General features: G+C 74.5%; 25 protein-coding genes. 9 read left to right on the plus strand and 16 right to left on the minus strand.

The genetic code is table 11. The features are described 5' to 3' along the window. Window positions 1–21: 21 nt before the first annotated feature. The 12 genes from VFZ92_RS16065 to VFZ92_RS16120 all read right to left on the minus strand — a co-directional run bounded on the left by VFZ92_RS16065 (window position 22) and on the right by VFZ92_RS16120 (window position 14,069). Window positions 22–2,205, minus strand: coding sequence for a peptidylprolyl isomerase (locus VFZ92_RS16065; protein WP_330876733.1), 2,184 nt, complete (start codon window positions 2,203–2,205; stop codon window positions 22–24). Continuing rightward, window positions 2,195–3,259, minus strand: a complete 1,065-nt coding sequence (locus VFZ92_RS16070) for a hypothetical protein (RefSeq protein ID WP_330876734.1) — start codon at window positions 3,257–3,259, stop codon at window positions 2,195–2,197. Before VFZ92_RS16070 ends, VFZ92_RS16065 begins: the two co-directional genes overlap by 11 nt. Then, a complete protein-coding gene (locus VFZ92_RS16075; protein WP_330876735.1) occupies window positions 3,259–5,172 on the minus strand; it encodes a RiPP maturation radical SAM C-methyltransferase in 1,914 nt (637 codons plus the stop codon). Before VFZ92_RS16075 ends, VFZ92_RS16070 begins: the two co-directional genes overlap by 1 nt. A gap of 46 nt (window positions 5,173–5,218) precedes the next feature. Further along, the gene (locus tag VFZ92_RS16080) at window positions 5,219–6,022 is read right to left on the minus strand and encodes an ABC transporter permease (protein ID WP_330876736.1); all 804 of its coding nucleotides are present in this window, start codon (window positions 6,020–6,022) and stop codon (window positions 5,219–5,221) included. Further along, window positions 6,009–6,806, minus strand: coding sequence for an ABC transporter permease (locus VFZ92_RS16085; protein ID WP_330876737.1), 798 nt, complete (start codon window positions 6,804–6,806; stop codon window positions 6,009–6,011). Before VFZ92_RS16085 ends, VFZ92_RS16080 begins: the two co-directional genes overlap by 14 nt. Beyond that, a complete protein-coding gene (locus tag VFZ92_RS16090) occupies window positions 6,803–7,777 on the minus strand; it encodes an ABC transporter ATP-binding protein (protein ID WP_330876738.1) in 975 nt (324 codons plus the stop codon). The genes VFZ92_RS16085 and VFZ92_RS16090 overlap by 4 nt, the downstream gene beginning before the upstream one ends. Then, window positions 7,774–9,459, minus strand: a complete 1,686-nt coding sequence (locus VFZ92_RS16095) for a putative PEP-binding protein (protein ID WP_330876739.1) — start codon at window positions 9,457–9,459, stop codon at window positions 7,774–7,776. Before VFZ92_RS16095 ends, VFZ92_RS16090 begins: the two co-directional genes overlap by 4 nt. A 4-nt stretch (window positions 9,460–9,463) precedes the next feature. Then, window positions 9,464–9,604: a hypothetical protein gene (locus VFZ92_RS16100; RefSeq protein ID WP_330876740.1), complete on the minus strand. Its 141-nt coding sequence runs from the start codon at window positions 9,602–9,604 to the stop codon at window positions 9,464–9,466. A gap of 37 nt (window positions 9,605–9,641) precedes the next feature. Then, complete coding sequence (locus tag VFZ92_RS16105; protein WP_330876741.1) at window positions 9,642–11,210, minus strand: AfsR/SARP family transcriptional regulator; 1,569 nt, start codon at window positions 11,208–11,210, stop codon at window positions 9,642–9,644. A gap of 549 nt (window positions 11,211–11,759) precedes the next feature. After that, window positions 11,760–12,356, minus strand: a complete 597-nt coding sequence (locus VFZ92_RS16110; protein WP_330876742.1) for an ABC transporter permease — start codon at window positions 12,354–12,356, stop codon at window positions 11,760–11,762. Window positions 12,357–12,393: 37 nt separating this feature from the next. Continuing rightward, complete coding sequence (locus VFZ92_RS16115) at window positions 12,394–13,017, minus strand: TetR/AcrR family transcriptional regulator (protein ID WP_330876743.1); 624 nt, start codon at window positions 13,015–13,017, stop codon at window positions 12,394–12,396. Continuing rightward, entirely contained in the window at window positions 13,014–14,069 is a 1,056-nt protein-coding gene (locus VFZ92_RS16120) for a medium chain dehydrogenase/reductase family protein (protein ID WP_330876744.1), read from the minus strand. Before VFZ92_RS16120 ends, VFZ92_RS16115 begins: the two co-directional genes overlap by 4 nt. 109 nt (window positions 14,070–14,178) lie before the next feature. Here VFZ92_RS16120 and VFZ92_RS16125 point away from each other — a divergent pair, with 109 nt between their 5' ends. Further along, on the plus strand, window positions 14,179–14,832 hold the full coding sequence (locus VFZ92_RS16125; protein ID WP_330876745.1) for a TetR/AcrR family transcriptional regulator: 654 nt from the start codon (window positions 14,179–14,181) through the stop codon (window positions 14,830–14,832). Here the strand turns inward: VFZ92_RS16125 and VFZ92_RS16130 are convergent. Then, on the minus strand, window positions 14,801–15,265 hold the full coding sequence (locus tag VFZ92_RS16130; RefSeq protein WP_330876746.1) for an Rrf2 family transcriptional regulator: 465 nt from the start codon (window positions 15,263–15,265) through the stop codon (window positions 14,801–14,803). The two genes, VFZ92_RS16125 and VFZ92_RS16130, sit on opposite strands and share 32 nt — an antisense overlap. Before the next feature lie 83 nt (window positions 15,266–15,348). Between VFZ92_RS16130 and VFZ92_RS16135 the strand changes: the two genes are divergently transcribed. After that, window positions 15,349–16,131 carry an MBL fold metallo-hydrolase gene (locus tag VFZ92_RS16135; protein WP_330876747.1) on the plus strand — a complete coding sequence of 261 codons (783 nt, stop codon included), beginning with the start codon at window positions 15,349–15,351 and terminating at the stop codon, window positions 16,129–16,131. 61 nt (window positions 16,132–16,192) lie between these two features. Next, complete coding sequence (locus tag VFZ92_RS16140) at window positions 16,193–16,600, plus strand: ATP-binding protein (RefSeq protein WP_330876748.1); 408 nt, start codon at window positions 16,193–16,195, stop codon at window positions 16,598–16,600. Window positions 16,601–16,954: 354 nt separating this feature from the next. On the opposite strand, the gene VFZ92_RS16145 is transcribed toward VFZ92_RS16140, so the two are convergent. Further along, on the minus strand, window positions 16,955–17,911 hold the full coding sequence (locus tag VFZ92_RS16145) for an AraC family transcriptional regulator (protein ID WP_330876749.1): 957 nt from the start codon (window positions 17,909–17,911) through the stop codon (window positions 16,955–16,957). A gap of 83 nt (window positions 17,912–17,994) precedes the next feature. Between VFZ92_RS16145 and VFZ92_RS16150 the strand changes: the two genes are divergently transcribed. Beyond that, the gene (locus VFZ92_RS16150; protein ID WP_330876750.1) at window positions 17,995–18,930 is read left to right on the plus strand and encodes an SDR family NAD(P)-dependent oxidoreductase; all 936 of its coding nucleotides are present in this window, start codon (window positions 17,995–17,997) and stop codon (window positions 18,928–18,930) included. 7 nt (window positions 18,931–18,937) lie between these two features. Here VFZ92_RS16150 and VFZ92_RS16155 read toward each other — a convergent pair whose 3' ends face one another. Continuing rightward, window positions 18,938–19,537 (minus strand): DUF2249 domain-containing protein, encoded by a 600-nt coding sequence (locus VFZ92_RS16155; RefSeq protein WP_330876751.1) that lies wholly within the window; start codon window positions 19,535–19,537, stop codon window positions 18,938–18,940. 84 nt (window positions 19,538–19,621) lie between these two features. On the opposite strand from VFZ92_RS16155, the gene VFZ92_RS16160 reads away from it, so the two are divergent. Beyond that, on the plus strand, window positions 19,622–20,293 hold the full coding sequence (locus VFZ92_RS16160; protein ID WP_330876752.1) for a helix-turn-helix transcriptional regulator: 672 nt from the start codon (window positions 19,622–19,624) through the stop codon (window positions 20,291–20,293). Beyond that, a complete protein-coding gene (locus VFZ92_RS16165; RefSeq protein ID WP_330876753.1) occupies window positions 20,293–20,715 on the plus strand; it encodes a hypothetical protein in 423 nt (140 codons plus the stop codon). Before VFZ92_RS16160 ends, VFZ92_RS16165 begins: the two co-directional genes overlap by 1 nt. 17 nt (window positions 20,716–20,732) lie before the next feature. Here VFZ92_RS16165 and VFZ92_RS16170 read toward each other — a convergent pair whose 3' ends face one another. Further along, a complete protein-coding gene (locus VFZ92_RS16170) occupies window positions 20,733–22,319 on the minus strand; it encodes a lipase family protein (protein WP_330876754.1) in 1,587 nt (528 codons plus the stop codon). Between the two features lie 397 nt (window positions 22,320–22,716). Between VFZ92_RS16170 and VFZ92_RS16175 the strand changes: the two genes are divergently transcribed. The 3 genes from VFZ92_RS16175 to VFZ92_RS16185 all read left to right on the plus strand — a co-directional run. Beyond that, the gene (locus tag VFZ92_RS16175; RefSeq protein WP_330876755.1) at window positions 22,717–24,462 is read left to right on the plus strand and encodes a fibronectin type III domain-containing protein; all 1,746 of its coding nucleotides are present in this window, start codon (window positions 22,717–22,719) and stop codon (window positions 24,460–24,462) included. 52 nt (window positions 24,463–24,514) lie between these two features. Then, window positions 24,515–25,045 (plus strand): pyridoxamine 5'-phosphate oxidase family protein, encoded by a 531-nt coding sequence (locus VFZ92_RS16180; RefSeq protein ID WP_330876756.1) that lies wholly within the window; start codon window positions 24,515–24,517, stop codon window positions 25,043–25,045. 81 nt (window positions 25,046–25,126) lie between these two features. Next, window positions 25,127–25,846 (plus strand): AAA family ATPase (locus tag VFZ92_RS16185; protein WP_330876757.1); only part of this gene is annotated, 720 nt, incomplete at its 3' end.

Raw genomic sequence — 25,846 nt, forward strand, 5'->3', positions numbered from 1 at the left:
TCCACAATCCCTCCCCAGGGGTCACGCGGTCGGGGTGGCGGTCACCGTCACGGATTCGACGACCACCGGGTCCGGGGAGTCCGCGATGGCCAGCACGACCCGTCGGCCCTCCTCGGTGAGCACCTCGCCGAAGCCCGCGTAGGACCCCTCCAGGTGCGGGGCAGGCGCGACCGTGATGAAGAACTGCGAGCCCGTGCTGGTCGAGCCGGGCCCCGCGCGGTTGGCCATCGCCACCCGGAACGGCCGGTCGAACACCGGGCCAGGGCAGATCTCCTCGAACCAGCGGTAGCCCGCGCTGCCCTCGCCGGTGCCGAGCCGGTCGCCGCCGTGGACGAGGAACCCCGGCACCCGCCGGTGGAACGGGGTGCCGTCGTAGAAGCCGCCCTCGCCCGGCTTCCCGGTCGCCGGGTCGCGCCACGGCCTCGTGCCCGTGGCCAGCCCGACGAAGTTGTCCACGGTGTAGGGCGCCCGGTCGGGCCAGAGCCGCAGGTCGATGTCGCCCGCCGTGGTGTGCAGGGTCGCCAGCACCGACCGGTAGGTGGTCAGCGTCTCCGGGATCGGCGAGCGCACGCGCATCTTCCGCACGGTGACCGGACCGGCCAGCAGCGGGTCGGCCACGGGGTCGAACTCGGCGGGCTCGGCGCGGTTGCCGCAGCCCAGCATCCCCGGCCGGGCGTGGCGCAGGCTCAGGTCGAACCAGCCCGAGCGCTCGTCCTCCGGTGCCGGGCCCTCGCCGCGGTGGTGCCGGAACAGCGTCCGCACGGCGGCCGACGCGTGCCGCGCCAGCAGTTCCACGTCGGTCCTGGCCTGCGCGTCGAGCACGGTCGGCACGTCCTGCACGTCGTAGAACTTGTCGAAGACCGAACCGTTGTTGTGCTCCAGCGTGAAGCACTGGTCGACGAACACCAGGTCCGGCAGTTCACCGCTGACGTAGCGGGTCATCATCTCCGCGATCGGGCGCCAGGCCGCGCCGCCGAACTCGATCCCCGGCCCGGCGAAGGCCCGCCGGGCGAGGTCGAGCGCGCGGGCGTGGCCGAGTTCGGTGCGCAGGTGCGGCCAGAGGACGCGGCTGTCGCCCTCGCCGAGCCCGCGGAGGAAGTCGGCCAGGTCCGGCTCGCACCGCTCCAGCGGCACCCGGCTGAAGTGGCCGAGTTCGCTGCCGATGGCGACGTCCAGGTGCCCGGCCAGGTCGGAGCACAGCTGGGGGAGCCACCGCGCCAGCCGGACGCCCGCGTCCCTGTCGCCCGCCGCCGACATCCACTCCAGCAGGTAGAAGTCCGCCGCGAGGCTGGACGGGTCGACGTGGTCGACGAACCAGCGCGGGCTGACCGACCCCAGGTCGCGGGCCATGTCCGCCAGGGCCTCGTCGCGGTCGCGGTCGCCGAGCAGGTAGCGGGTCCAGTGCCGCTCGGCGACCGCGAAGAGCCTGGGGTAGCGCCACTGCGAGCCCAGCACGTCGAAGCAGGGCCGGTGCTCCGGCCGCGCCGCGCGCACGAGGTGGCCCGCCAGCACCTCGATGAGGATCTTGGTCAGCAGCAGCCGCAGCCTCCGCTGGTACGGCGCCGTGCCGGGCAGCCGCCGCGCCAGCTCGACCGAGAGGTTGGCCGGGTCGTCCCTTGTCTCCATCAGGTGCGCCCACCCCAGGAGCGTGAGCACGCTGTCGGCCAGCGTCGTGCCCCGGAAGCGGTTGCAGTCGACGTGCAGGCCGGTCAGCGAACCCCCGTCGGACAGGTAGCCGACGGCGGGCGTGTGCGGCGCGAACGGCACCAGGTGCAGGTCCAGCACCCGAGTGGTCGGCGGCGTCCCGAGCGCCTCGCACAGCGGCGGCAGGTACTGCTCGGGCACGAGGATCGAGTCGAGTTCGGCGGCGGCGCGCTCCCGCACCGCGTCGTAGCGGGCGATGATCGGCGCCAGCACCGGCTCGGCGGCGGTCATCGCCGTCGCGATCAGTTCCGCGCCGGGCACGAGCCGCTCGTCGTCGACGAGCGCCACCAGCTTCGCCGGGTCGGGCGCGGCGGCGACCGCGGCCGGGATGTTGTTGCGCACCACCGGTGCCCAGGACGCGAACCCGTCCCAGAACGCCGCCACCTCCGGGCTCGTGGGGCGGGGGAGCAGCATGGCCTCGAACGAGAAGCGGTCGTGCAGCTCCCGCTGCACGGCGAGGAAGAGGTCCAGCGTGGCGCTCCGGGCGTGGTCAATCCTCAAGGTGCGCTCCAATGATCAGGGCCGCGTCCTCCAGCTCGCGCAGGACGGCGCGGCACCGCGTGCCGGTGACACCGCTCCAGGGCTCGGCGAGCGGCCCCAGCGCCGCCGCCCTGCCCGCGACCCGGTCCACCGGAGCGCCGTTGCACAGTCCCCAGACCAGCAGCGCTTCCGGTGGTGCCCGGAACAGCCGTGCGCCCGGCCCGACGATCACCGTCGCCGCGTCGGACGCGCACGGCACGAAGAACGCGGCCCGCCGCAGCGGACCGCCCTCGTCCACCCACCCCGGCCAGTGGTGCAGCGGCACGTCCCACCACCCGAGGGTCATGGCGGCGACCAGGCAGGTCTGGACGAAGGAGGCGAGGTCGGCGAAGAGGTCCGGGTCGCCCGGTTCCGGCGCGGCGTGGTGCACGAGCCGCCGGTACCGGGCGAGCGGGAACGACGCGGGCGCGCTGCGGGCGAGCTGGTGCCACACCCACTTCTCGCCGTGGTGCAGGTCGCCGCACGCCGCGGCCACCGCCTTCCCCGCGGCCAGCAGCGCCCGGTGGCCCGCCGTGGACGCCGCGTCCAGGTCGAGCCGGTCGGTCGAGCCCCGCAGGCCCGCGACGTCCTCGACGGCGGAGTACGCCGTGCGCGCCCAGCCGCTGATCACCCTGCGCCGCAACGGCAGCGGACGGGAGGCCAGCCGCTCCCGCAGCGCCGCGAGCCCACCGGTGTCGGTGACGACGTCCGCGGTGAGCAGCCGCACGGCCAGCGCCACGTCGGCGTCGGGCACCCGGCCGCGCGCCGGGGCCGGGTAGTCGGCCACGACGCCGTCGACCAGGTCGTCCAGCCGCTCGGTGGCGAGCGTCTGGACGTCGACCCGGACCCCGTCGGCGAACAGCTGCCGCCGCGACTCGCGCATCCCCGGCCCGGCCAGGTACACGTCGAGGTCGCTCGACCCGCTGCCGAGCCCCACCGCGGTGCCGCCCGCCACGAACGCGGCGTCCGCGCCCTCGGCCGTGGCCAACCGGGTGGCCACCTCCCTCCCGAGGGCGGACAGGTGCGCGCCCGCCATCACCACCCCGGGTTCTCGGGGAGGGCGAGACCGAGGTACTTCCCCTCGTCGGAGATCATGATCCCCGCCTGGCAGCACCCGTCGAGGAACGTCCTGACCCGCTCGACCCCCACGTCGTGACCGCGCCCTGCCACGACCTCCCGCACCTTGGCGGGGGTGTGGGCGGTGTCGCCGCACGCGTCGTAGGCCTCGGCCCGCCAGTCGGTCAGCACGAGGCGGCGCGGCTCCTCGGACCGCTTGTCGACGATCGTGAGCCTCCCCGGCAGCCGCTGCACGACCAGGCTGGCCCTGGCGGCCGAGCGCTCCTCCCAGACCTCGATGGCGGCGTTCACCGTCTTCACCGTGGTGTCGGAGATGCCGGTCGCCTCGTAGTCGAAGAAGTAGGCGATCTTCGCGTGGTCCAGGTCGGCGGGGTAGATGTGCCGGTAGCACTCCTGCGGCCGCTTGTTCCTGATGTCGAAGGACTCGTCGGTGTAGTACGGGCTGAATCGTTCGAGCCAGATCTTCCGGCAGCCCGACGGCGGTTCCAGGTGGTGGAGCAGGGGGATCAGCCGGAGCTGCTCGGCGTAGTCCTCCTCGGTCTCGCCGGGGAAGCCCGCGAGCAGGTTCCACGAGACGTGCACGCCGTAGTACCGCGCCCACTTGAGCAGGCGGACGTTGATGAGCACGCTGGAACCCTTGCGCATCAGGCGGAGCACGTTGGTGCTCAGGCTCTCGATGCCGGGCTGGACGCGCATGATGCCCGCCAGGTGCATGATCCTCAGCTGCTCGCGGGTGAGGTTCGCCTTGACCTCGAAGAACATGTTGACGTCCCAGTGGCGTTCCGCCAGCTCGGCGCAGAACGACGTCAGGTACTTCATGTCGAGGATGTTGTCCACGGCGTCCACGTGCACGATCTGGTACTCGCGCAGCAGCGCGGCCAGCTCGTCGACCGCGCGCGGCCCCGACTTCGCCCGGAACGCCATGTTGAGCGCGTTCAGCCCGCAGAACGTGCAGTGGTGCTTCTGCCCCCACCAGCACCCGCGCGAGAACTCGACCGGCAGCCGGATCTGGTCCTCCGGCAGGACGTTGAGGCGGCCGAACCTGTTCAGCGCGTCGAAGTAGTCCTTGTACTCCGGCATCGGGAGGTCGTCGAGCGCGGCGGGTCCCAGCCGGTCGTTCGTCGTGGGCTCGGACGGGTGGCCGTGGCGGTGCACGTTCGGCAGCCGGACCTCGCGCCCGTCCGCGATGGCGTCGAGGATCGCCGGGAACGCGACGTCGCCCTCGCCGACCACGACGTAGTCGAGCCACGGCAGCTTCCGCGCGTACTCCAGCCCCATCTCGCTGTCGAAGTTCGCGCCGCCGTAGACCAGGGAGATGCCGGGGTGCGTCTCCTTCAGCGCCTTGCCCAGGGCGAGCGCCGCGGTGTTCTGGAGGAACGTCGAGGTGAACCCGACGACGTCGTAGTCCGCCCACTCCGGCCGCGCCGCGCAGTCGGCGATCCACCGCGGCAGCCGTTCGCGCTGCGTCCTGATCAGGTCGTCCCGGTCGCCGCCGGTCCACTCCGCCCAGTCCGACTCGACCTCGGGGTAGGTGGCCAGGTAGTCCGCGAGCGGCAGCACCTCCCCGAACGCGGCGTGGGAGAACAGCCACTCGCCGAGGAAGTAGTCCCGCATCGCGTCCATCATGGCGATCTTCTCGTAGCCGGGGCCGCCGAGGAACGCCGCGAACTCGATGTTGAGGTAGTGGGTGTCGCAGTCGTGCCCGGCCTTCCTGGTGACCGCCTGGAGCAGTCCGCACTGGATGGACGGGGCGTTGACGCGCGCCCAGGGCATGTTCACCAGCGCGACGCGCAGCCGCCGGGCAGGCGGGGTCACCGGCGCGGACGACGCCGCCGGGCGCGACGGGAGGAGCGGGATGTCGGTGCGGGTCATCAGATCCCCCAGTTCGTCGGTACGGCCGCGGAGGTCGTGGGGTCGGCTAGGCGAAGTCGTCGTGCCCGTGTCTGGACGCCCGGCGGGTCTGCACGCCGACGGCGAGCACGCCGAGCACGGCCGACGCGAGGCAGATCGCCAGTTCCAGCAGGGCTTCGGTGAGCCACGGGCGGCCGTCCAGCCCGGCGCGGACGGCGGCCAGCCCGTGGCCCACCGGCAGCACCGAGCCGACCGCGTCGATCCATCCGACCTGGCCGGGCGGCAGGAACGCGCCGCAGCACAGCATCGTCAGGTAGCCCAGGATGTTCGGGGCCAGCACGTCGGCGCGCTTGGCGATCGTCGCCGTCGCGGCGGCGATGCCGAGCAGGGCGTACCCGCACGCCATCAGCGCGAACACCGGCAGCCACGGCAGCAGCCGCACGGCGAGGTCCCCCATGCCCAGGACGGCCGCCGCGATGGCGGCCTCGGCCAGGAAGAGGGCGAACCCGACGGCCAGGTACGGCACCGCGCGGGCGTACAGCACGACGGCGACGGGCACGTCACCGGTGCGGATCCGCCAGAACGTCGAGAAGTACTTGTCCCCGAAGGGAACGTTGATCACGTTGACCGTGTTCGTCGTGGTCAGCGCGAGCACCAGGCCGCCGACGAACGCGAACTGCCGGTGGTCCTCCCCCGCGACCACACCGCCGAGCACGGTGAAGAACACGATCTGGAGCACGCCCTTGGGCAGGGTGGCGAAGATCGACGCCGCGGGCGGGAGGGTCGCGCGGAACTCGCGCCCACCGAGCCGGGCCGCCTCCGCGGCCCGCCACAGCGCCGTGCTCACCGGGACCCGGTCACGCGTGGTCAAGGGAACCCCGCTGCCGCGCCTTGTCGATGGACCAGCGGTAGGTGTGCCGGGCGAGGACGCCGTAGGCGGCGGTCAGCACCACGGCGACGACCAGCGGGGTGGCCGTGGGTCCGCGCCCGGCCGCTGCGGAGAGGAACTCGTTGATCCAGCGCAGGCTCAGCAGCTGCGGGACCCAGCGCAGCCACACCGGCAGGAAGTCCTGGGGGATCAGCAGTCCGCCCAGCACGAACACCGGGTACATCAGCGCGCCGGACCAGACCAGCCCGTTGCGGGTCAGCAGGAACAGGCAGGACAGCAGCGCGCCGAGCGTGGTGGCGGAGACGACGACCACCACCAGGCCCACCAGCAGCCAGAGGGGGTGGGCCAGGGCGACCGGCAGCCGCAGGGCGAGCACGGTGACGACCGTCGCGGCCAGGATCGTGCCGACGCCGTACAGCGTCGCGCCGAGGCTCTTGCCGAACAGCACCACCGTGGGCGACTCGACGCCGCACACGCAGCGGGCCAGCGTCCCGTAGGTGCGCTCGCGGCGCAGCACCCCGCCGCTGGTCCAGACCGTCGACCCCCACAGCGCCGTGAGCATCACCGAGGTGACGATCTCCGTGGCGCGGCTGGGGGACGGGCGCTGGGTCTCGACCGCGATGACCAGCAGCACGACGGGCAGGAACCCGGCGTTGACCAGCAGCAGCGGGTTGCCGCGCATACCGCGCTGCTCGGTGCGCGCGGCGGTGCAGAACGTCCACGCGGCCCCGCGCAGGCGCTCACCCGGTGCCGACGGCCCGGTCACGGGCGCACCCGGCCGTTCGCGGCGAGCTGCGCCGCGACGTGGGAGTAGACGTCCTCCAGCCGCAGCGGCGCGACGTCCACGCCGAGGATGGTGGCGCCGCCCAGCGCGGCCCCCAGGTCGCCGAACGACTCGACGCTCCAGTCGCGCACGCGCAGCCGCAGCGTCCACAGCCCGTCGGCGCCGCTGAGGTCGTCCACCTCGAACCGCGCCGCCCCGCCCCCGTCCAGCGCGGGCGGCGACCCGGTGCCTCGGACCGTGACGACCGCGGTGTAGCCCGCGAGCTTCGCGAACTCGGCGACCTCGACGTCCGCCGCCACCTCGCCGTCGGCCAGGATGACGACCCGGTCGGCGAGCCGCTCGATGTCGAGCAGCAGGTGGCTGGTCAGCAGCACCGAGGTGCCTCGGCTCCTGAGCACGGCGACGTCCTGGCGCAGCCGCTCCGCCTCGACGGGGTCCAGGCCCACGGTCGGCTCGTCCAGGAGCAGCACCGGCGGCCGGTTGATCATCCCGATGGCCAGGTGCAGCCGCTGGCGCATCCCCTTGGAGTAGGTCTCCACGGCGCGGTCCGCGACCTCCGCGAGCCCGACGTGGTCCAGCGCCTCGGCCAGCCGCTCCGCGAGCCCGCGCCTGCCGACACCCGCGAGCACCGCGAAGAACCGCAGGTTCTCCCGGCCGCTCAGCTTGGCGTAGAGCCCGCGTTCCCCGCCCAGGACGACACCGGTCATCCGGCGGACCTCCCGCAGGTCCGAGGTGACGTCGTGGCCGAACACGCGGGCCGTCCCGCTGGTCGGCAGCAGGAGGGTCGCGAGGATCTTCGTCAACGTCGTCTTGCCCGCGCCGTTGCTGCCCAGCAGACCGACGATCTCGCCCTGCCCGACCCGCAGGCTCACGTCGTTCAGCGCGACGACGTCGCCGCCGCGCACCTTGAACGTGCGGCCGAGGCCCTCGACCTCGATCGCCGCCGTGCTCACCGGACCCCCTCCCCGCCGCTCGGCAGCCCGTGCCGCGCGGCCAGGAGCCGCGCGAGCGGGACCCTGGGGGCCGCGCAGGAGATGTGGTCGACCCCGACCTCGGCGAGGAACCGCACCGCCGAGGACTCCGCGGCCTGCTCGCCGCACACGCCGATCCGGATGTCGGGGCGCACCGCGCGCGCGTCGCGCACCACCTGCCGGATCACCGCCCCGACGCCGTCGAGGTCGAGCCGCTCGAACGGAGAGTGCTCCACCAGGCCGAGGTCGCGGTAGGCGGGCAGCAGGTGCCGGTCGGCGTCGTCGCGGGACAGGCCCCACACCAGCGCCGTCAGGTCGTTGGTCCCCAGCGACAGGGCGTCGACCCGTTCGGCCAGCCGCCCGGCGAGCAGCGCCGCGCGCGGCGTCTCGACCATCGCGCCTATCGTGATCGACAGCTCCCGCGCCGAGGTGCCCGCGTGCGCGCAGACGTCGGTCAGCAGGTCCCGCACCACGTCCACCTCGTCGGGCGTGCTCACCATCGGCACCAGCAGTTCCGGCCGGGGGTCGTGCCCGGACCGCCGGACCGCCAGCACGGCGTCCACGAGCGCCTGGACCTGCGCGACGGTCAGCGCGGGCACGAGGATCCCGAGCCGCACCCCGCGCACGCCGAGCATCGGGTTGTGCTCGCGCAGCCTGGACAGCACCGACCGCACACCGGGATCGGTGGTGGACGCCGGGTCGGGCAGGAACTCGTGCCGCGGCGGGTCGAGCAGCCGGACCGCCACGTCCAGGCCGTCCATCGTCGTGAACAGGTCGGTGAACTCCGACCGCAGCACGTCGCGCACGTCGGCGAGGCCCTCGGTCAGCTCCGGTCCGGGACGGGCGATCAGCACGCGTTCGAGCAGGGCGCGCCGCTCGCCGAGGAACAGGTGCTCGACCCGGCACAGCCCGACGCCGGTCGCGCCGAGCACCCGGCCCAGCGCCGCCGCGCCGGCCGAATCGGCGTTGACCTTCACGGCCAGGCCCGGCAGGTCGGCGAGCACGTGGTCGAGCCAGCCGAGGAGTTCGGCGTCGCCGTGCCCGCCCACGAGCGGTTCGGCGGGACGGCCGCGGTACACCGTGCCGGTGGACCCGTCGACGGTCACCACGTCACCCGGCACGAGGACGTCGCCCCGCGCGCCGCGGAGGCGTTCCGCGTCGTCCAGGACGACGCCGTCCACGAGGCCCGCGACGGCCGGGCGGCCCAGTGCGCGCGCGACGACGGCGGAGTGGGTGGTCTGCCCGCCCCGCTCGGTGACGACGGCCGCGGCCGCGAGCAGCCCCGGCAGGTCGTCCGGGCTCGACTCGGGGAGCACCAGGACGGGGTCGAGGCCGTTCGCCCGCGCGGCGACGGCGGCCTCCGCGCTGAACACCAGGCCACCGCAGGCGGTTCCCGGTGACACGCCGAACCCGTGCACCACGGCCTCCAGGCCGCTGGTGTCCGCGGTCGGCGTGAGCGCGCGTTCCAGTTCGTTCGGGTCGACGGCCGCCACGGCCTCGGCCGACCCGAGTTCGCCTCGGGCGTGGCGGGCGGCGACGGCTTCCACGGATGCCTTGCCGCGCAGTGGAACCGGCGGGGTTCGTACCCCGAAGTCCTCGCCGGTCCCCACTACCTCGTGGGCGACCGAGACCGGGTTCGTGAGCGGTCGGGATCGATCGCTCATCTCGTCATCGGACGTTGTAGTACTCCCGGCGGACGCCGAGGAGGTAGACACGATCGTCCACTTCGGCGGCCTCCTCCGGTGTGAGCGGTGAGAACTCGAGTTCGGCCAGGTCTTCAGCGGCTGCGCTGTGCGGGGATTCGTTCATGCCCGCGAGCGTAGGGACGGGCTGTTTCACATCGCCTTCATCCGTCGTGCGGCAGGTCGAGGCCCGTCCCACCGCGCAGGGCGGCGGCCAGTTCCGCCAGCGGGCGCGCCGAGCGGGTGCGGGCGCGGGTGGCCACCCGCGCCAACGCCAGCGGCAGCCGCGCGCACGAGTCGATGATCTCCGCCACGGCCTCCGGCTCGGCGCTGACCCGGTCGACCCCCAGTCGGTGGGCCAGCAGTTGCCGCGCCTCGTCGACGGTGGGGCGGTGCAGCCGGATCGTCCGCGCCCCGAGGGCGACGACGATGCCGGTGAGCGGCGTGCGGGCGGTCACCACCGCGACGCAGCCCGGCCCGCCGGGCAGCAGCGGGCGGACCTGGTCGGCGTCGCGGGCGTTGTCCAGCACCGTCAGCACCCGCCGACCGGACAGCACGCTGCGGTAGAGCGCGGCCCGGCCCTCGACGCCGCCCGGCCGGTACCGCGCGGGCACCAGGAAGGAGTCCAGCAGGGCGTCCACCGCCTCCTCGGACGTCAGCGCTGGTCTCGACGGGTCGAGCCCGTGGAGGTCGACGTACACCTGGCCGTCCGGGAACCGGTGGGCGACCTGGTGGGCCCAGTGCACCGCCAGCGAGGTCTTCCCGACGCCCTCGCCGCCGTGGACCACGACGACCCCGGCAGGCCGAACCCCGTGGCCGGACCCGTTGTCCAGCACCGCGTCCAGCGCCTCGACCTCGGCCAGCCGCCCGGCGAACCCGTTGACGTCGGCGGGCAGCTGGCGCGGCACGACCCGCAGCGCCCGCCCCGCCTCGGGTGGCGCGCCGTTCGCCGTGCGGCCCAGCAGGTCCCGGTGGACGCCCTGGAGCTCCGGGCCGGGGTCGACGCCGAGTTCCCGGCCGATCCGCGCCCGGAACACCTCGTAGTGCTCCAGCGCCTCGACCGGCCTGCCGCACCCGTCCAGCGCCACGAGCAGCCGCGCCCACAGCGACTCCCGCAGCGGGAACCGGGCCGTCAGCTCCAGCAGCGGCGGCAGCAGCTCGGCCCCGCGATCGGCCGCGATGAGCCGGTCGGCCCGGCGTTCCACGGCCGACAGGTACCGGTCGACCAGCCGCGGCGCCTCGGAGTCCTCCAGCCAGGCCGAGTGCACGCCCTCGAACGGGGACCCGCGCCACAGCCCCACGGCCTCGTCCACCAGCGCCGCCTCCCGCACCGGGTCGGTGGTCCGCGCGGCGGCGTCCAGCAGGGCGTCGAACCGGAGCGCGTCGACGTCGTCCGGCCTGGCCCGGAGCACGTAGCCCGCGGGGTCGAACAGGATCGACCCCGCGCCCAGCGCGTTGCGGAGGCGGGTCATGTACGTCGAGACGGTGCGGCGGACGTCGACCGGCAGGTCCGGCCCCCACACCGCCATCGCGAGCTGGTCGATGGTCACGGGTCTGCCCGCCGACAGCGCCAGCGCGACGACCAGCGTGCGGAGCCTCCCGGTGGTCAGCGCCACCGCCCGCGTTCCGACGACCACCTCCAGCGGGCCCAGCAACCGCACCACCAGCCGGCCGCTCGGGCACCGCTCCTGACTGGCGGGCAGCACGGCCCGCCGACCGCTGTGGGACCGCATGGCGAATCTCCCCCGAGTAGTACCGGGTCCACAATGGACTGGCGGACCACTCGACCCCAGACCTCCCAGTACGGCCCGCGTGATCTACTGTGGCAAAATTGTCGGTTGCCCGCAACGATCGTCAATTCCCGACGGTGGGTTCGGGCGGATTGTCAGGCCTGGTCGGGCGGAAGCGCTGTCCGTCGCGGTGGGCCGGGTGTCATCCGGATGGACGATCCCGAGCACGCCCGGTGACGTCGTCCGCACCGCGGTCCCCGGCCCCTCGTCCGTCCACTCGGGACGGTGGCGGTTCGCACGTGGGCGACGTGCCGCCGCGCTCGACCTGGTTCGTGCCGCCCCTGGTGCTCCCGTGATCGTGGGCGGGTGCCGAAGATGACCTCCGCGGCCCTGTGCGCGCAGGTCAGAGCCGGGACCCCGGTGCCCACCGGAAGGCGTGCGGCTCGGGCTGACGCGGCCGGGGCCGTTCGCGGCGCCTGCCCGGTGGACGGCGGTCGCCGCCCGGACCCGGTGGTGTCGGGCCAGGGCAGCGGTCGCCGGTGTCGGCGGCGGTCATCCGGCGGCGAGGCGCAGGCGCTCCAGGTGGGTCGCGACCGCGTAGCCGCCACCGCCCGCGACCGCGAGCACCCAGAAGAGGCCGGGCGTGCCGAGGAAGAGCGCCGAGGAGGAGACCAGGGCGAGCCACGTGCCGAGGCCGTAGTGCACGACGTTGCGGCGCACGGCGCCCTCGGCCAGGTAGAGCAGGCCGACGACGAGCCCGGACCCGGCGGGCCACAGCAGGCTCCGGAGGTCGGGTGAGTCCACTGTGGACCCGATTCCGGTGATGGCGAGGAACAGCGCCGCGAAGCCGCTGATCCACGCCAGCCCGACGAGCTGACCGGGCAGGGCGTCTGGTCCGCTCACCCCGCGCTGGGCGCGGAGGGCGGCGGCGGTGCTGAAGACCGTGCCCGCGGCGAGGCCGAGGCCGAGCAGCGCGGTCGGCAGCCAGCCCGGCAGGACGACCAGCGGGTCGTCACCCCTGGAGAGGGCGGCGGCGCCGTGCCCGGCGACGTGGGCGAAGCCGAAGCCGAGGTAGCCCGCGCGGTTGTCGATCTCGCGGGAGCGGTCGGGGGCGGCGGTCGGGGGAGCGGTGAGGGTCGGGGTGGACATGGCTGTGCCTCCGGGGGAGTGGGTGGTCCAGGTGCCGTCAGACGAGGTGGGACAGGGGGACGGCGACCCGCCGGGTGATGTCGGCGGGCCAGGGGAACGCCGTGGCGACGGTGCGCTGGTGGGCCAGCCCGTGCAGGCCCACCCAGAGCGCGACGGCGTCGGCGGCCGGGTCGTCGCTGGTGCAGCAGCCCGCGGCGACGCAGGCGGTCAGGCCGTCGACGACGAGCCGGATGGTCCCGGCGCCGAGGTCGGCCGGGTCGTCGGGGGAGGGGCGGCCGTCGGCCGCCGGGGGCCGGGGGCGGCCGAACATCGTGCGGTAGCGCTCGGGGTGGGTGCTGGCGAAGTCCAGGTAGGCCAGGCAGAGCGCGTGCAGCCGCCGCCGGGGGTCGTCGCCCGCCTCGTCGGCGGCGGACCGGAGCCGGTCGGACAGCTCGGCGAAGGCCTGCCGCACGACGGCGAGCACGATCGAGGACTGGTCGGGGAAGTGCGGGTAGATCGACGAGGCGGCGATCCCGGCGCCGCGGGCGACGGCCCGCAGCGTCACGGCCCGCGGGTCGCCGCGGGAGTCGAGCAGCGCGGTCGCGGCGGCCAGGATCTCGCCGCGGAGCAGGTCGCCCCGCCCGCGGCGGTTCCCGGCCCGCTGACCGGCCGCGCCGCTCATGACCGGTGCGCGTCGGGGACGATGACGACCTTGCCCGCGACCGTGCGCGACTCGGCCAGCGCCAGCGCGCCCGCGGCGTCGGACAGCGGGAACTCCGCGGCGATCTGCGGGGTGAGGACGCCGTCGGCCACCAGCCGCAGCACCCGCGTGAGGTCCTCGCGGAGCCTGGCGCGGAAGCCGTCCAGGCCGAAGCGCCTGCCCGCCCAGAAGTTGTAGAAGTGGGCGTTCCTGCCGTTGGGCGAGTAGTTCCACAGCGCCAGGCGCGCGAACGACGCCAGCACCGGGAGCTGCGAGCTGCCCTCCTCGTCCTTGGTCGCGGCGGTGCCGTAGGACACCAGCGTCCCTCCCCTGCGCAGCAGCCGCCACGAGTCCTCCAGGCCGGAGCCCCCGACGTGGTCGAACACGGCGTCGACGCCGTTGGGCGCGAGCGCGCGGAGGCGCTGGTACAGGGCGGGGTCGCGGTAGTCGACCGGGGTCGCGCCCAGCGCGCGCACCGTGTCGTGGTGCCGCGCCGACGCCGTGCCGATCACCTCGATCCCGGCGTGCCGGGCCAGCTGCACGAGCGTCGAGCCGACCCCGCCGTTGGCGCCGAGGACCACGATCGTTCCGCCGGAGCGCACGTCCGCGGTCCGGTGCAGCATCTGCCAGGCCGTGACGCCGTTGACGGCCACGGTCTCCGCGGCGGCGGCGCTGACGCCGTCCGGCACGGCCACCAGGTCCGCGGCGTCCAGCAGCAGGGCGCTGGCCCAGGCGCCGGTCTTGGTGACCGCGGCGAACCGGCGGCCGACGATCCCGGCGTCCACGCCCGCTCCGACGGCCGTCACCGTGCCGACGACGTCGTAGCCGGGCACGAAGGGGAACGCGGGCTGGTCGTAGTACTTGCCGCGCCGCATCTGCTGCTCGGCGAACGACACGCCGGTCGCGTCCATCCGCAGGACGACCTGCCCCTCGGCGGGGGCGGGGAGTTCGCGGGTGCGGACCTCCAGGCCGGTCGGCTCTACCCGGCCCGGCAGGACGACCTCGGTGGCGCGGGTGGTGACGGTGCTGTTCATGGGGTTCTCCGTAGCTCGTACCGTTGTGGTTACGGTCGTAAGGCTACGACTGTTCGCTGAACGAGCGCAAGAGGCAACACCGATAAGCTTTTTCTTGTAAGCTGACGCCATGGCGGAGAACACGACGGTGTCCGGAGCGGTGAAGCCCACCCGTGCTCGCAACCGCAGGGGAGAGGGTGGCCGCCTGCGCGACGAGATCGTGTCCGCCGCGGTCGAGCTGCTCGACGAGACCGGCGACGAGAGCACCGTGACCCTGCGGGCCGTCGCCCGGCGCGTCGGGATCGCCGCCCCCTCGATCTACCGGCACTTCCCCGACCAGCCGAGCATCATGCTGGCCGTCGTGCGGCAGGCCTTCGCCGAGCTGGAGGAGCAGCTCCGCGCGGGTCTGGCGGGCGCGGGCGACGACCCCCGGCGGCGGCTGCTCGCCGTCGGCGGCGCCTACCTGGAGTTCGCCCAGCAGCACCCCGGCCGCTACCGCACGATGTTCGGCGGGCTCTGGATGCCGGACCTGGACGCGACCACCCTGACCGCGGCCGACCTGTCCTCGCTCGGCGACGCGAGCATGGGGCTGCTCGTCGACGCGCTGGAGCGGTGCGTCGACGCGGGCATCGCCACCAGCGACGACCTGGTGGCCGACGGGGTCGCGCTGTGGGTCGGCCTGCACGGGCTCGCCCACCAGCGGGCCGTGACCGTGGCCTACCCGTGGCCGCCGGACATCGCCGAGCGCCTCATCACCGCGCTCGCCCACCTGAAGGCCGAGTAGGCCGCCGCGGGGTCGGCACGCCGCCGGTCAGGACGTCGTGCACGGTGACCTTCTCCAGCTCGGTCGCGACCGCGTCGGCCACCACCCGGTCGAGCGCGGTCAGGGACTCGTGGACGCGGCGGCCCACCGCGCACGCGGGGTCGGGGCCGTGCAGGCCGAGCATCGGGTCGTCGCCCTGGAGGAGCCGCCAGATCCGCGCGAGCGTGACCGCACCGGCCTCGACCGCGAGCTCCCAGCCCCCGTGCACACCCGGCCGCGACCGCACCAGCCCGGCCTCGCGCAGCGGGCCCAGCACGCGGCGCACGTGGACCGGGTTGACGTTGGTGCTCTCGGACAGCTCGTCCGAACTCACGGGGCGGCCCCCGGTCGAGCCCGCCAGGTAGGTCAGCACGTGCACGGCGACGGCGAACCGGGTGTTCGTCGACCTCGCCATGCGGCCGATCTTGTCATATCGCAACCACCGTGGCTACGGTTAGGCAATCCGTAACCATGATGATGACGAATTAGGGGTTCGCCATGACCGGCACCCTGCACCTGCGACGACTCGCCTGGGCGGGCGTCGAGGTCCGCCTCGGCGGCACCCGCCTGCTGATCGACCCGCTCCAACACGCCGAGCCGCTGGTCGCCGCCCTCGGGGCGCCGCGCGGGCCGCTGCCGCCGATCGACCCGCCCGCCGGGACGCACGTCCTGCTCACGCACCTGCACCCGGACCACTACGACCACGAGCTGGTCGCGCGGCTCGCGGACACCGGGACCGTCGGCTGCCACGCGCCGATCGCGCCGGTGCCGCGGGAGGCGGGCCTGCACCCGGTCCCGCAGGACCTCGGCAGCCCCCGGCGCGTCGGGTCGCCCACCGTGACACCCGTGACGTCGCTGGACTGGCGGGGCGGCGAGTCCGACCAGGTCGCCCGGGTCGTGGAGGGAGCCGGGCGGCGGATCATCCACTGCGGCGACACGATGTGGCACGGCGACTGGTGGCGGATCGCTCGCGAGCACGGCCCGTTCGACGTCGCGTTCCTGCCCGTCAACGGGGTCGTCGCGAAGTTCGAGGGCTACGAGGCCGATGTTCCGGTCACCCCGACGCCCGAGCACGCCGTCGAGGCCGCCGCCGCGCTCGGGGCGAGCACGGCCTGCGCGATCCACCACGGGCTCTTCCACAACCCGCCCACCTACGTGGAGCAGCCCGACATCGAGGGCCGCTTCCTCCGCGCCGCCGCCGCGCGGGGGGTCACGGCCGCGCTCGTGGCCGAGGGCGAACCGGTTCCCCTGCCCGTCGGGTCACCCGAACCCGACGTGTGAGGAGGTGCCTGCCGGGGTAGTCCTCCCGCTGAGAAGACCCCAGTGGCAGTCGAGGAGCCAGGTGCCCCCACCTTCGATCCGTCCGCAGGACGAGTTCCGGCTCGACGACCACGAGGTGCCGCCGCTGGCGCAGGTGCGGACGTGGATCAGGGAGGTGCTGGCCGACCTGGACCCCGACTTCGTGGCCGACACCGAACTCGTCGCGACCGAACTCGCCGCCAACGCGTTCGAGCACGCCAAGGCACCGAGGGCGATCCGCCTCGGCCGTCGGGACGGGGTCGTGCGGGTGGAGGTCGACGACGCCGCGCCGGACCTGCTGCCGCGGCCGGGGAGGTCGACGCTCGGGCAGTTCCGCGGCCGGGGGCTGGTGCTGATCGGGTCGATGGGCGCGGACTGGGGCGTCGACCGGTCCGACGACCGCAAGACCGTGTGGGCCGAGATCCCCGACCCGAACCGCCGCACGCCGTAGTCGGTCGGGCAGCGCCTCGATCACCTCGACGCAGGGACCCGCGCAGCGGTCGCGGATCCTGACACCAGGACCCGCCACGAGCCGTTCGGGTCCGCGGCGGACCGGCCGCGGAACGAGCACGTGAGCGCGCTCGTCGCGGGCACGGGGTCGAGGTGGGAGCCCGCGTCACCGGGGGAGCGGGTCCCGTGGACCGGTTCGCCGCACGGGGCGACGCAGCCGTCGCGGACGTGCACACCGGGACCGGCGACCAGCCCGGAGCGGGTGGCGGCGTCCCGCGCCGCGCAGCAGCCCCTCGTCAAGCGCCACGGGAGAACCCCCCTCGCCGCACGACGGCGTCGTCCACGTCCATCCCGGTCACCTCCGGGTCGACCCCGTCCAGCCTCGCTGGACGGAAGCGGTCGCCGAGCGCCACGTCCTGCGGTACGCGGCGGGGGACTGGCCCGTGATCCGCTTGAACGCCACGCTGAGCGCGCTCTCCGAGCCGTAGCCGGTGTCGCGGGCGATGACGGCGATCGGCGCGGTGTCGCGGCGCAGGCGGTCCGCGGCCAGTTCGACGCGCCAGCCGGTGAGGTAGTCGACCGGTCCGCGGCCGACCACCTCGCGGAAGCGGGCCGCCATCGTCGAGCGGGACACCGCCGCCGTCCGCGCCAGTTCGGCGACCGTCCAGGCGTGGTCGGGGCGGGCGTGCACCGCGCGCAGCGCCGGGGCCACCACCGGGTCCGCGAGGCCCGCGAGCCAGCCCCCGGTGGAGCGCGGGTCGGTGGCCAGGTGGCGTCGCAGGACCTGGATCAGCATGACGACCGCGAGGTGTTCGGCGACCAGGCTCGCCGCGAGCCGGTCCTGCCGCAGCTCGGCGTCGACCTGGCCGATCGCCCACAGCGCGGAGGCGGCCTCGGGGGTGCCCGCGGGCACGTGCAGGACCGGCGGCAGGGCGTCCAGCAGCAGGGCCCGCGCGCGCTCGCCGAACGAGAAGCCGCCGCCGATCAGGTCGACGTCGGCACCCGTGCCCGCCCGCGCCGGACCGGTGCCCGCCGCGGCGAAGAGCGGGCCCGCGGGCACCGGGTCGGTCGGGGCGCCGCCCGCGAGCCGGAAGCCGCGCGACCGGGTGAGCAGGAAGCAGTCGCCCTCCGCGAGGTCGACGGCCTCGGGTTCGCCCTCGACGGTCAGCCTGCACCGACCCCGCCGCACGGTGTTGAACTTGACGCCCTCCGGCGGGTCGAACGCCACCGCCCAGTCGCCGCCCGCGACCAGGCCGGACGACAGGTAGGCGCGGGTGTCGAGCAGCGACAGGACGTTCTGGAGCGGATCCACCGGACCTCATCCTGGACGATGGCTAAAGAATGCTGGACCCTGAACCATGGAGAGTCCATCCCGGTGATCGTACCGTTCTCCTCATGACAGCAACGCTCCCCTTCACCGCGCGGACCACCGCGACCGAGGTCCTCGACGGCGTGGACCTCACCGGACGCCGGATCGTCGTGACCGGCGGCGCCTCCGGCCTCGGCGCGGAGACCGTCCGCGTCCTCGCGCGCGCCGGTGCCGAGGTCACGGTCGCCGTGCGCGACCCGGCCGGGGCGGCCGGTCTGGTCGCCGAACTGCCCGAGCGTGCCGTGCGGGCGGTCGCGCTCGACCTGGCCGACCTCGACTCCGTCGCCGCGTTCGCGCGAGGCTGGTCGGGTCCGCTCGACGTGCTCGTGGCCAACGCGGGCGTGATGGCGGTCCCGGAGCGCGTGCTCACCGCCGCGGGCTGGGAACTCCAGCTCGCCACCAACTTCCTCGGCCACTTCGCGCTGGCCACCGCGCTGCACGGCCACCTGCGCGCGGCGGGCCGGTCCCGGATCGTGGTCGTCGCCTCCGGCGCGCACCGCGACGTCCCGTTCGACTTCGCCGACCCGCAGTTCGAGCGGCGGCCCTACGACCGCTGGACCGCCTACGGGCAGTCGAAGACCGCCGACGTCCTGCTCGCCGTGGGCGCGTCCCGCCGGTGGGCGGCGGACGGCGTGACGGCCAACGCCGTCAACCCCGGCTGGGTGATGACCGGTCTGCAACGCCACGTCGACGACGCCGCGATGAAGGCCATGGGCGCGATGGACGAGGACGGCGCCATCATCGAGCAGCCGTACTCCAAGACCCTGGCCGAGGGCGCCGCCGCCTCCGTGCTGCTGGCGGGCTCACCGCTGGTGGAGGGGCTGACCGGCCGCTACGTCGAGGACAACCGGGTGGCGCCGACCGTGCGGCCGGGCGACGAACGGCCGGGCGGGGTGGCCGAGCACGCCGTCGACCCCGAGGCGGCCGACCGGCTGTGGGAGTACGCCTCGCGCGCGCTCTGAGCCGCGGTCACGGCGTGCGGACCCGAGGCGACGCGGCGTGCAGCACCAGCGCCTCCCGCCGCTGGTGGACGGTCAGGTAGCGCAGGCCGTCGTCACCCGCCCGGAACGCGCGGCGCGACCGCCGGGGCAGCCACACCAGCCCGCCGGGCCGCAGGTCGACGGTGTCCAGCTCGGTGGTCAGGCTGCCGCCGCCCTGGAGCACGACGACCAGCGAGTCCAGTTCGGGCCCGGCGTGCGCCTCGATGCCCGCGCCCGGTGGCAGCCAGATGACGTTGGAGTCCAGGTCGCGCTCCCGCGACCGCAGCTTCCACAGCACCTCGGTCGCCTCCGGCCGCGACGGGTCGCTCCAGTCGCCGACGACGTGGGGCAGCGGCGTCGTGGCCGCCTTGCCGATCCGGACGCGCCAGGTCTCGGGACCGCGTTCGACGTAGTCCCAGTGGTGGCTGCCGGGGTGCTCGACGTCGAACTCGTCCCGCAGGCGCAGCGGGTCGTGGTCGTCCACCAGCACGAACGACTCGCCGACTCCCAGGGCGTCGTAGGCCCGGAACGTCGTCGGGTTCCTGTCCGGTCCGCGCAGCGGGCGTACGTCGATTTCCTGGACCGCCATGGTGTGCCCCCTCAGTACCGATCGCCCATTTATACAAGTCGGCTTTGTGTAAACTCAAGTCGTGATCAACACCCCCGAGCACCGGTGAGCACCCCCGAAGCGCCCGCCGGGCGTCGGCGCGAGGTGCTCGACCTGCTGCGCGGGTCGGCCGGGTCGCTGAGCGTGGCGGAGGTCGCCGACCGGTTGGACGCGCACCCCAACACCGTCCGGTTCCACCTGGACGCGCTCGTCCGCGCGGGTCGGGTGGAGAGGGTGCGCCTGCCGCCCTCCGGGCCCGGCCGTCCTCCGCTGGTGTTCCGTGCGCGCCCCGGAATGGACCCGGCGGGGCCGCGCAACTACCGGGCGCTGGCCGCCGTGCTGGCCGAAGGCCTCGCCGCGGGGCCGGATCCCGCCGCGAACGCGGTGGCGGCGGGCCGGGCCTGGGGCGCGCGGCTGCTGGAGCCGCGGGACGCGGTCGTCCCGACCGAGGCGGGCGTCCGGACCCTGGTGGGGCTGCTCGACGACCTCGGGTTCGAGCCGGAGTGGCCGTCGTCCGGTTCTGCCGAACGGGTCGGCCTGCGGCACTGCCCGTTCCTGGAGGTCGCCCGCGCCAGGGCCGAGGTCGTCTGCTCGCTGCACCTGGGGCTCATGCGCGGCGCGGTGGCCTCGCTCGGCGCGCCCGTCACCGTGGACCGGCTGGAACCGTTCGCGGAACCCGACCTCTGCCTGGTGCACCTGTCCACACCGGACTCGACGACGCGGGGAGGCGGACGGTGATGGAGACGGGACGGGCGGTGGCCGTCGCGGTGGCCTTCCTCTGGCTCGGCATGGTCCTGGCGATCTCCTTCCTGGAGGCGCCCCTCAAGTTCCGCGCGCCGGACGTCACCGTCCGAACAGGACTCGGCATCGGCCGGATCGTGTTCCGCGCGCTCAACGCCGTCGAATCCGTCCTGGCCGCGGTCCTCGTGGTCGTGGCCGTCCTCGGTGGACCACCGCCGGACGCCGTGGTCGCGGGCGCGGTGGCCGTCGGAGTGCTGCTGGTGCAGCTGGTCGCCGTCCGGCCCCGGCTCACCCGCCGCTCCGACCTCGTCCTCGCCGGGGCGGACGTGCCGCGCTCGCGCGGCCACCACGTGTACGTGGCCCTGGAGGTCGTGAAGGTCGTCGCCCTCGTGACCGCCGGGGTCCTGCTGCTCGGCTGAGAGCGCTCCGGTCCGCCTCAGAACCGCCCGAACAGCCAGCGGCCCGCCCCGCTCGCCGCGGGGTCGAGGCAGAAGTCCCGCACCACCTCCACGATCTCCGCCACCGAGACCGACCCGTCCCGGTCGCGGTCGACGGCCGCGAGCACGGCGGAGGCCTCGTCGTCGGACAGCCCGCACGCGCGCAGCAGCCGGGAGAACTCGGCACCGTCCACGACACCGTCGGTGTCGGTGTCGACCAGCAGCAGCACCGCCTCGGCCAGCGGCCGGACGTCCGCGTCGAACCCGTCGTCGCCGGTGGCCCCGTCCAGCAGGCGGCGGTACTCGGCCTGGCTGACGGAACCGTCGGCGTCGGTGTCGCAGCGGCGCTCCACCGCCCGCCACAGCGCGCGGTACCGCTCGCGGACCGCCAGCGCGGTCGGCGACCCCGGCGGCTCGCCGAAGGCCTGGACCAGGCGCAGCGCGAACACCTCGAAGTCGTCGGGGGTGAGACGGCCGTCCCCGTTCGCGTCGAGGGCGCTGAACCGCGCGGAACCGCCGGGCGCGGCCGGAGCCCCGTCCCGCAGCCGGGCGCCGCTCCAGGCGATCACGCTCTCGTGCCCGGCCGCGAGCACGTCGGCGTGCGTCGCCCCGCCGTGCCGGTCGAAGCGCACGGCCGTGCCGGTGCCGCGCAGGTCCGCGACGAACCGCTCCACGACCTGCACGGGCACGACCTCGTCGGAGTCCCCGGCCGTGATGTACACCGGCCGGTCCATCCTGGTGACGGGGACGCGGCAGGCGTGCAGCACCCGGTCGATGCCGGGCCGCGCGCGGATGCCGGTGATCCCGGTGGCGTCGTTGGTCTGCCGGTTGATCGCGCGGAACACGTCGACCAGCGTCGCCCTGGACGCCACCTCGACGAGCCTGCCGCCCGCGTCGGTGAGGAACGGGCGCGCGTCGAAGTCCGGGTGCGACGCGCGCAGCCCCGCGAGCAGGAACGGCAGCAGCACGGACACCGTGCTCGCCCCGTCGTGGGTCAGCAGGTCGACGAGCTGGGGCAGGTGCACCGGTGGAGCCAGCGCGACGGTGCCGCGGAAGTCGAGGTCGGGCGCGTAGTGCCCGGCCATCAGCCCGACGAACAGCGCCGCGTGGGCGCCCTGGGAGAACCCCGCCACGAGCCAGGACCTCCCGACGTGGCCGTGCAGCCCCCGCGCGGCGCGGACGATGTCGATGACGTCGTCCGCGACCGCCTCGCCGTTGAAGTACGGGTGCGGGCCGGACGTGGCCAGCCCCTCGTAGTCGGTCGCCGCCACCACGTAGCCCGCCGCCAGCCACCGCGCCACGTGCTCGCGTTCGAGCCTGCTCAGGCCCGCCCGCGAGGGGGCGCAGCGGTCCGCGAGGCCGGTGGTGCCGTGGGCGAAGCTCACCACCGGCCAGCCGCCCGTCGGAGGGGCCGCGGCGGGCAGGAACACCGATCCGCTGACCTCCCGCCGCACCCCGTCGTGGCCCACGCCCTGGTACACGACCCTGATCGCGTCGGCCGCGTGCTCCGGCCAGAACGCGGTGGGCAGGCAGGCGCGGTTCAGGACCGTGCCCGCCTCGTGCGCGGTCGTCCGGGGTCGGGCCACCGGAACCTCCCTCTGCCGGTGCCGGGGTGGCACCGGACGTCGAACGGCGGTCTGCGGCTCGGAAGATAGCCGGACCCCCGCCCCGGCAGGCCCCCGTTCACCCGCCGGGGCCGCCGCGTAGCCCGTCTGCCGCAGCGGGGAGGTGGTCGTCAGCCGTTCGAGCGGTGCTCGGGGTCGTCCGCCGGGGCGAGCGGGCACGACGGCGCGGGATCCGGCACCGGCGCGGCGATCTGGTGCGGTGGTCGGACTCCGCGGCCGGGACGAGGGGTCCCGCACCTCCTGTCGCGCCGACCTTCCGACCTCTCGTCCCTTGTCCGGCGACCGCGTGCCGCGTCATGATCACCGACGATCGGCACCGCCCGGTGCGGACCCGTGGTCAGGCAGGAAGAGGACGCCCGTGACGCAACCCCGGTACCGCCGCCGACCGGGGGAGCACGGCGTTCGCGCCGTCTCCCTCATCCTGGCCGTCGCACTGGTGGGAGTCGGCCTCGCGGGCTCCGCGAGCGCGCGGACCGAGCCCGGCGGGGACCCGATCCGGGTCATGGTCGTGGGCGACTCGATGTCGCACGGCGCCGAGGGCGACTGGACCTGGCGGTACCGGCTGTGGCAGTGGTTCCGGGACCAGGGCGTCGCCGTCGACTTCGTCGGCCCCTACCGCGGCACCCAGGACGCCGCCGTCGCCGCGCCCCCGGCCGTGCCGCCCCTCCAGGGCGACGAGCCCGCCCCGCCCGGCGGCCCCCGGACCTCGGGCGCGTACGCCGCGGGCGCGGAGGCGTTCGACAGCGACCACTTCGCGGTCTGGGGCCGCCAGGCCGCCCAGGACAAGGGCCTGATCCGCGAGCAGGTCGCCCTGCACCAGCCCGACTACGTGCTGGTGGGGCTCGGGTTCAACGACCTCGGCTGGTTCGTCAGCGGACCGGAGGGCACCCTCGACAGCATGAGGACGCTGGTCGAGCAGGCCCGAGCGGCCAAGCCGGACGTCCGGTTCGCGCTGGCCAACGTCCCCCAGCGCACGAGGATGGACGGCCGCGAGGACCTGCCCCGCAACACCGACGCCTACAACGCGATGCTGGCCGCCGCGATCCCGTCGTGGAGCACCCCGACCTCCCCGGTGGCACTGGTCGACTGGCGCGGCAACTACGCGTGCGAACTCGACGGCTGCCCGGACGGCTACGACGGCCTGCACCCCAACGCCACGGGCGAGTACAAGATCGCCCAGGCCTTCGAGCGCACCCTGCACGACGGCTACGGACTCGGCTCCGCCGTGCCCGCCGTCCCGACCGACGTGCCCGCCCGCCCTACCCCGGTGCCGACCGGCGTCGTCGCGAGCGCGAGCCCCGGCGGGATCACGGTCACCTGGGACGCCGTCTTCGGCGCCTACGGCTACACCGTGCGGAGCAGGCTCAAGGGCGCCGCCGACTGGGCCGGGTCGAGGGCGGCGGCGAACCGCCACGACACCGCGTGGACCGTGGACGGGCAGGAGTGGGAGTACCAGGTCCGCACCGACAACGGCGACCAGGTGCGGTCCGACTGGTCCCCGGTCGTCAGCGCCGTGGCCCACCCGCTGACGGCACGGGGGCCGAGCGACATCGTCACCCGCGCCACCGCCACGGGCGTGGACGTCTCGTGGAACGAGCCGACCGGCGAGCACACCTCGACCATCGACCGCTACCAGATCCTCACGCTGGACAAGGACGTCCCCGGCGCCTGGCTCGGCGGCACGGCGGTGAAGGGCAGGTCGGTCCACGTCGACGGCCTCGTGCCCGGCCACCGCTACACCGTCGCGGTCGCGACCTGGAACGCCGCGGGCGGCGGCATCCCCGCGGGCGCCCGTCCCGTGGTGGTCGGAGCAGGCACCCCCGCGCCGCCGACGGACCTGCGGGTCACGTCGACCGACCCCACCACCGTGCGGCTGCGGTGGACCGGGTCGAGCGGGGCGGCCGGGTACCGCGTGTGGGTGCGCGACGTCAACGGCGGCGAACCCGCCAGGGTGGACGGGAACGTGGTCGAGGCCACCGAGCACGGCATCGCCTACCTGTTCCCCGGTGTGTGGAACTACGAGTTCTGCGTGACCGCGATCAACGGCGAGGCCGAGTCGGGCAGGTCCGACTGCGTCGTGGCACCCCGACCCTGGGGCAGGTGACGCGTTCCGGTCGCCGCCGATGAGTTCCGGGCGCCCGCCGGGTCTACCCCTTGTGGACACCCAGAACCTCGCTGACCTCTACCGGCTGCCCGCCCTCGACTGGTCGTCGGTCACCGCCCGGCTCGACGCGGGCTGCGACCAGGCGCCCGGCGCGGGCGGGCCCGACCGGCACACGACGTGGCTCACGACCCTCGACCCCGACGGCGGCCCGCACGTCACCGGGATCGGCTCGCTCTGGGTCGACGGCCGCTTCTGGTTCGAGACCGGCCAGGGCACCCGCAAGGGCCGCAACCTGGCCCGCGACCCGCGGTGCGCGCTCTCGCTCGCCACCCGCGAGTTCGACCTCGTGGTCGAGGGCACCGCCGAGGTCGTGACCGACCGCGACACCCTCATCCGTCTGGCCGCGACCTGGGCGGAGGGCGGCTGGCCGTGCGAGGTCGACGAGTCGGGCACCGCCCTCACCGCGCCGTTCAGCGCACCGTCGGCGGGCACGCCGCCGTGGTCGGTCTACCGCGTCACCGCCAGGTCGGCGCACGCCGTGGCCACGGTCGAGCCGGGCGGCGCCACCCGCTGGACCTTCTGACGCGCTGTCGGGGACCGCCGGAGCGGGGTTGCGCTGAGCAACTGACGTAACCCCTTCGGGTGGCGCGCCGATGATCAAGGTATGCGTGCAACCGACGACTCCGGTACCGAGCTCGACGCGGAGTTCCAGATCGAGCGGGACGGCGACCACCTCGACCTGGTGCTGATGAGCAGGAGCGGGAGATCGAGGGCGCGGGAGAGCCGCAACCCCCACTACAACGTCGCCCTCGAACTCCTGCTCGGCAGGCTCCGCGATCTCGACGCGGTGCTGGAGAGCGGCGCCGTCGACTCGGGCCCGGCCCGGAAGCGGCCCGAGTCGGAGCGCGTGATCCTCGACTCGCCGGTGGTGCTGGCCGACGTGCGCGACATCGAGGAGTTCCGCAAGCAGCTGAGCACCCGCCAGGGACGGATCGGCAGGACCCCGGACGGCAACACCACCAAGCGGATCCGGCTCCGGCTGCGCGTACCCGGCTACACCGCCACCGACGCCGACCGGCTGGCGGACGACCTGGCACGGCCGCCGAGCGGGCCCGACGAGTTGCCGGTGGCGACGCAGGAGTTCGCCGACCGGCTGCACTTCGACCTGCCCTGGCTGGAGAAGGTCGTCACGCTGCTCCAGCACCGCAAGCAGGTGGTGCTGCACGGGCCGCCCGGAACGGGGAAGACCCACCTGGCGCGGGAACTGGCGCGCCACATCACCGACCCGACGGCGATCCGCCTCGTCCAGTTCCACCCGTCGTACTCCTACGAGGACTTCTTCGAGGGGTTCCGGCCGCGCGCCAGCGGCGGGAGCGCGACCTTC

This window comes from Umezawaea sp. (genome assembly GCF_036375055.1).
Lineage (GTDB): Bacteria > Actinomycetota > Actinomycetes > Mycobacteriales > Pseudonocardiaceae > Umezawaea.

What these genes read in the sequence shown, in the direction of transcription:
- VFZ92_RS16075 (WP_330876735.1), bottom strand. Translation starts at nt 5,172, where the DNA reads ATGACCCGCACCGACATCCCGCTCCTCCCGTCGCGCCCGGCGGCGTCG.
- VFZ92_RS16070 (WP_330876734.1), bottom strand. Translation starts at nt 3,259, where the DNA reads ATGGCGGGCGCGCACCTGTCCGCCCTCGGGAGGGAGGTGGCCACCCGG.
- VFZ92_RS16100 (WP_330876740.1), bottom strand. Translation starts at nt 9,604, where the DNA reads ATGAACGAATCCCCGCACAGCGCAGCCGCTGAAGACCTGGCCGAACTC.
- VFZ92_RS16165 (WP_330876753.1), top strand. Translation starts at nt 20,293, where the DNA reads ATGGAGACGGGACGGGCGGTGGCCGTCGCGGTGGCCTTCCTCTGGCTC.
- VFZ92_RS16150 (WP_330876750.1), top strand. Translation starts at nt 17,995, where the DNA reads ATGACAGCAACGCTCCCCTTCACCGCGCGGACCACCGCGACCGAGGTC.
- VFZ92_RS16125 (WP_330876745.1), top strand. Translation starts at nt 14,179, where the DNA reads ATGGCGGAGAACACGACGGTGTCCGGAGCGGTGAAGCCCACCCGTGCT.
- VFZ92_RS16105 (WP_330876741.1), bottom strand. Translation starts at nt 11,210, where the DNA reads ATGCGGTCCCACAGCGGTCGGCGGGCCGTGCTGCCCGCCAGTCAGGAG.
- VFZ92_RS16155 (WP_330876751.1), bottom strand. Translation starts at nt 19,537, where the DNA reads ATGGCGGTCCAGGAAATCGACGTACGCCCGCTGCGCGGACCGGACAGG.
- VFZ92_RS16120 (WP_330876744.1), bottom strand. Translation starts at nt 14,069, where the DNA reads ATGAACAGCACCGTCACCACCCGCGCCACCGAGGTCGTCCTGCCGGGC.
- VFZ92_RS16135 (WP_330876747.1), top strand. Translation starts at nt 15,349, where the DNA reads ATGACCGGCACCCTGCACCTGCGACGACTCGCCTGGGCGGGCGTCGAG.
- VFZ92_RS16095 (WP_330876739.1), bottom strand. Translation starts at nt 9,459, where the DNA reads ATGAGCGATCGATCCCGACCGCTCACGAACCCGGTCTCGGTCGCCCAC.
- VFZ92_RS16110 (WP_330876742.1), bottom strand. Translation starts at nt 12,356, where the DNA reads ATGTCCACCCCGACCCTCACCGCTCCCCCGACCGCCGCCCCCGACCGC.
- VFZ92_RS16115 (WP_330876743.1), bottom strand. Translation starts at nt 13,017, where the DNA reads ATGAGCGGCGCGGCCGGTCAGCGGGCCGGGAACCGCCGCGGGCGGGGC.
- VFZ92_RS16130 (WP_330876746.1), bottom strand. Translation starts at nt 15,265, where the DNA reads ATGGCGAGGTCGACGAACACCCGGTTCGCCGTCGCCGTGCACGTGCTG.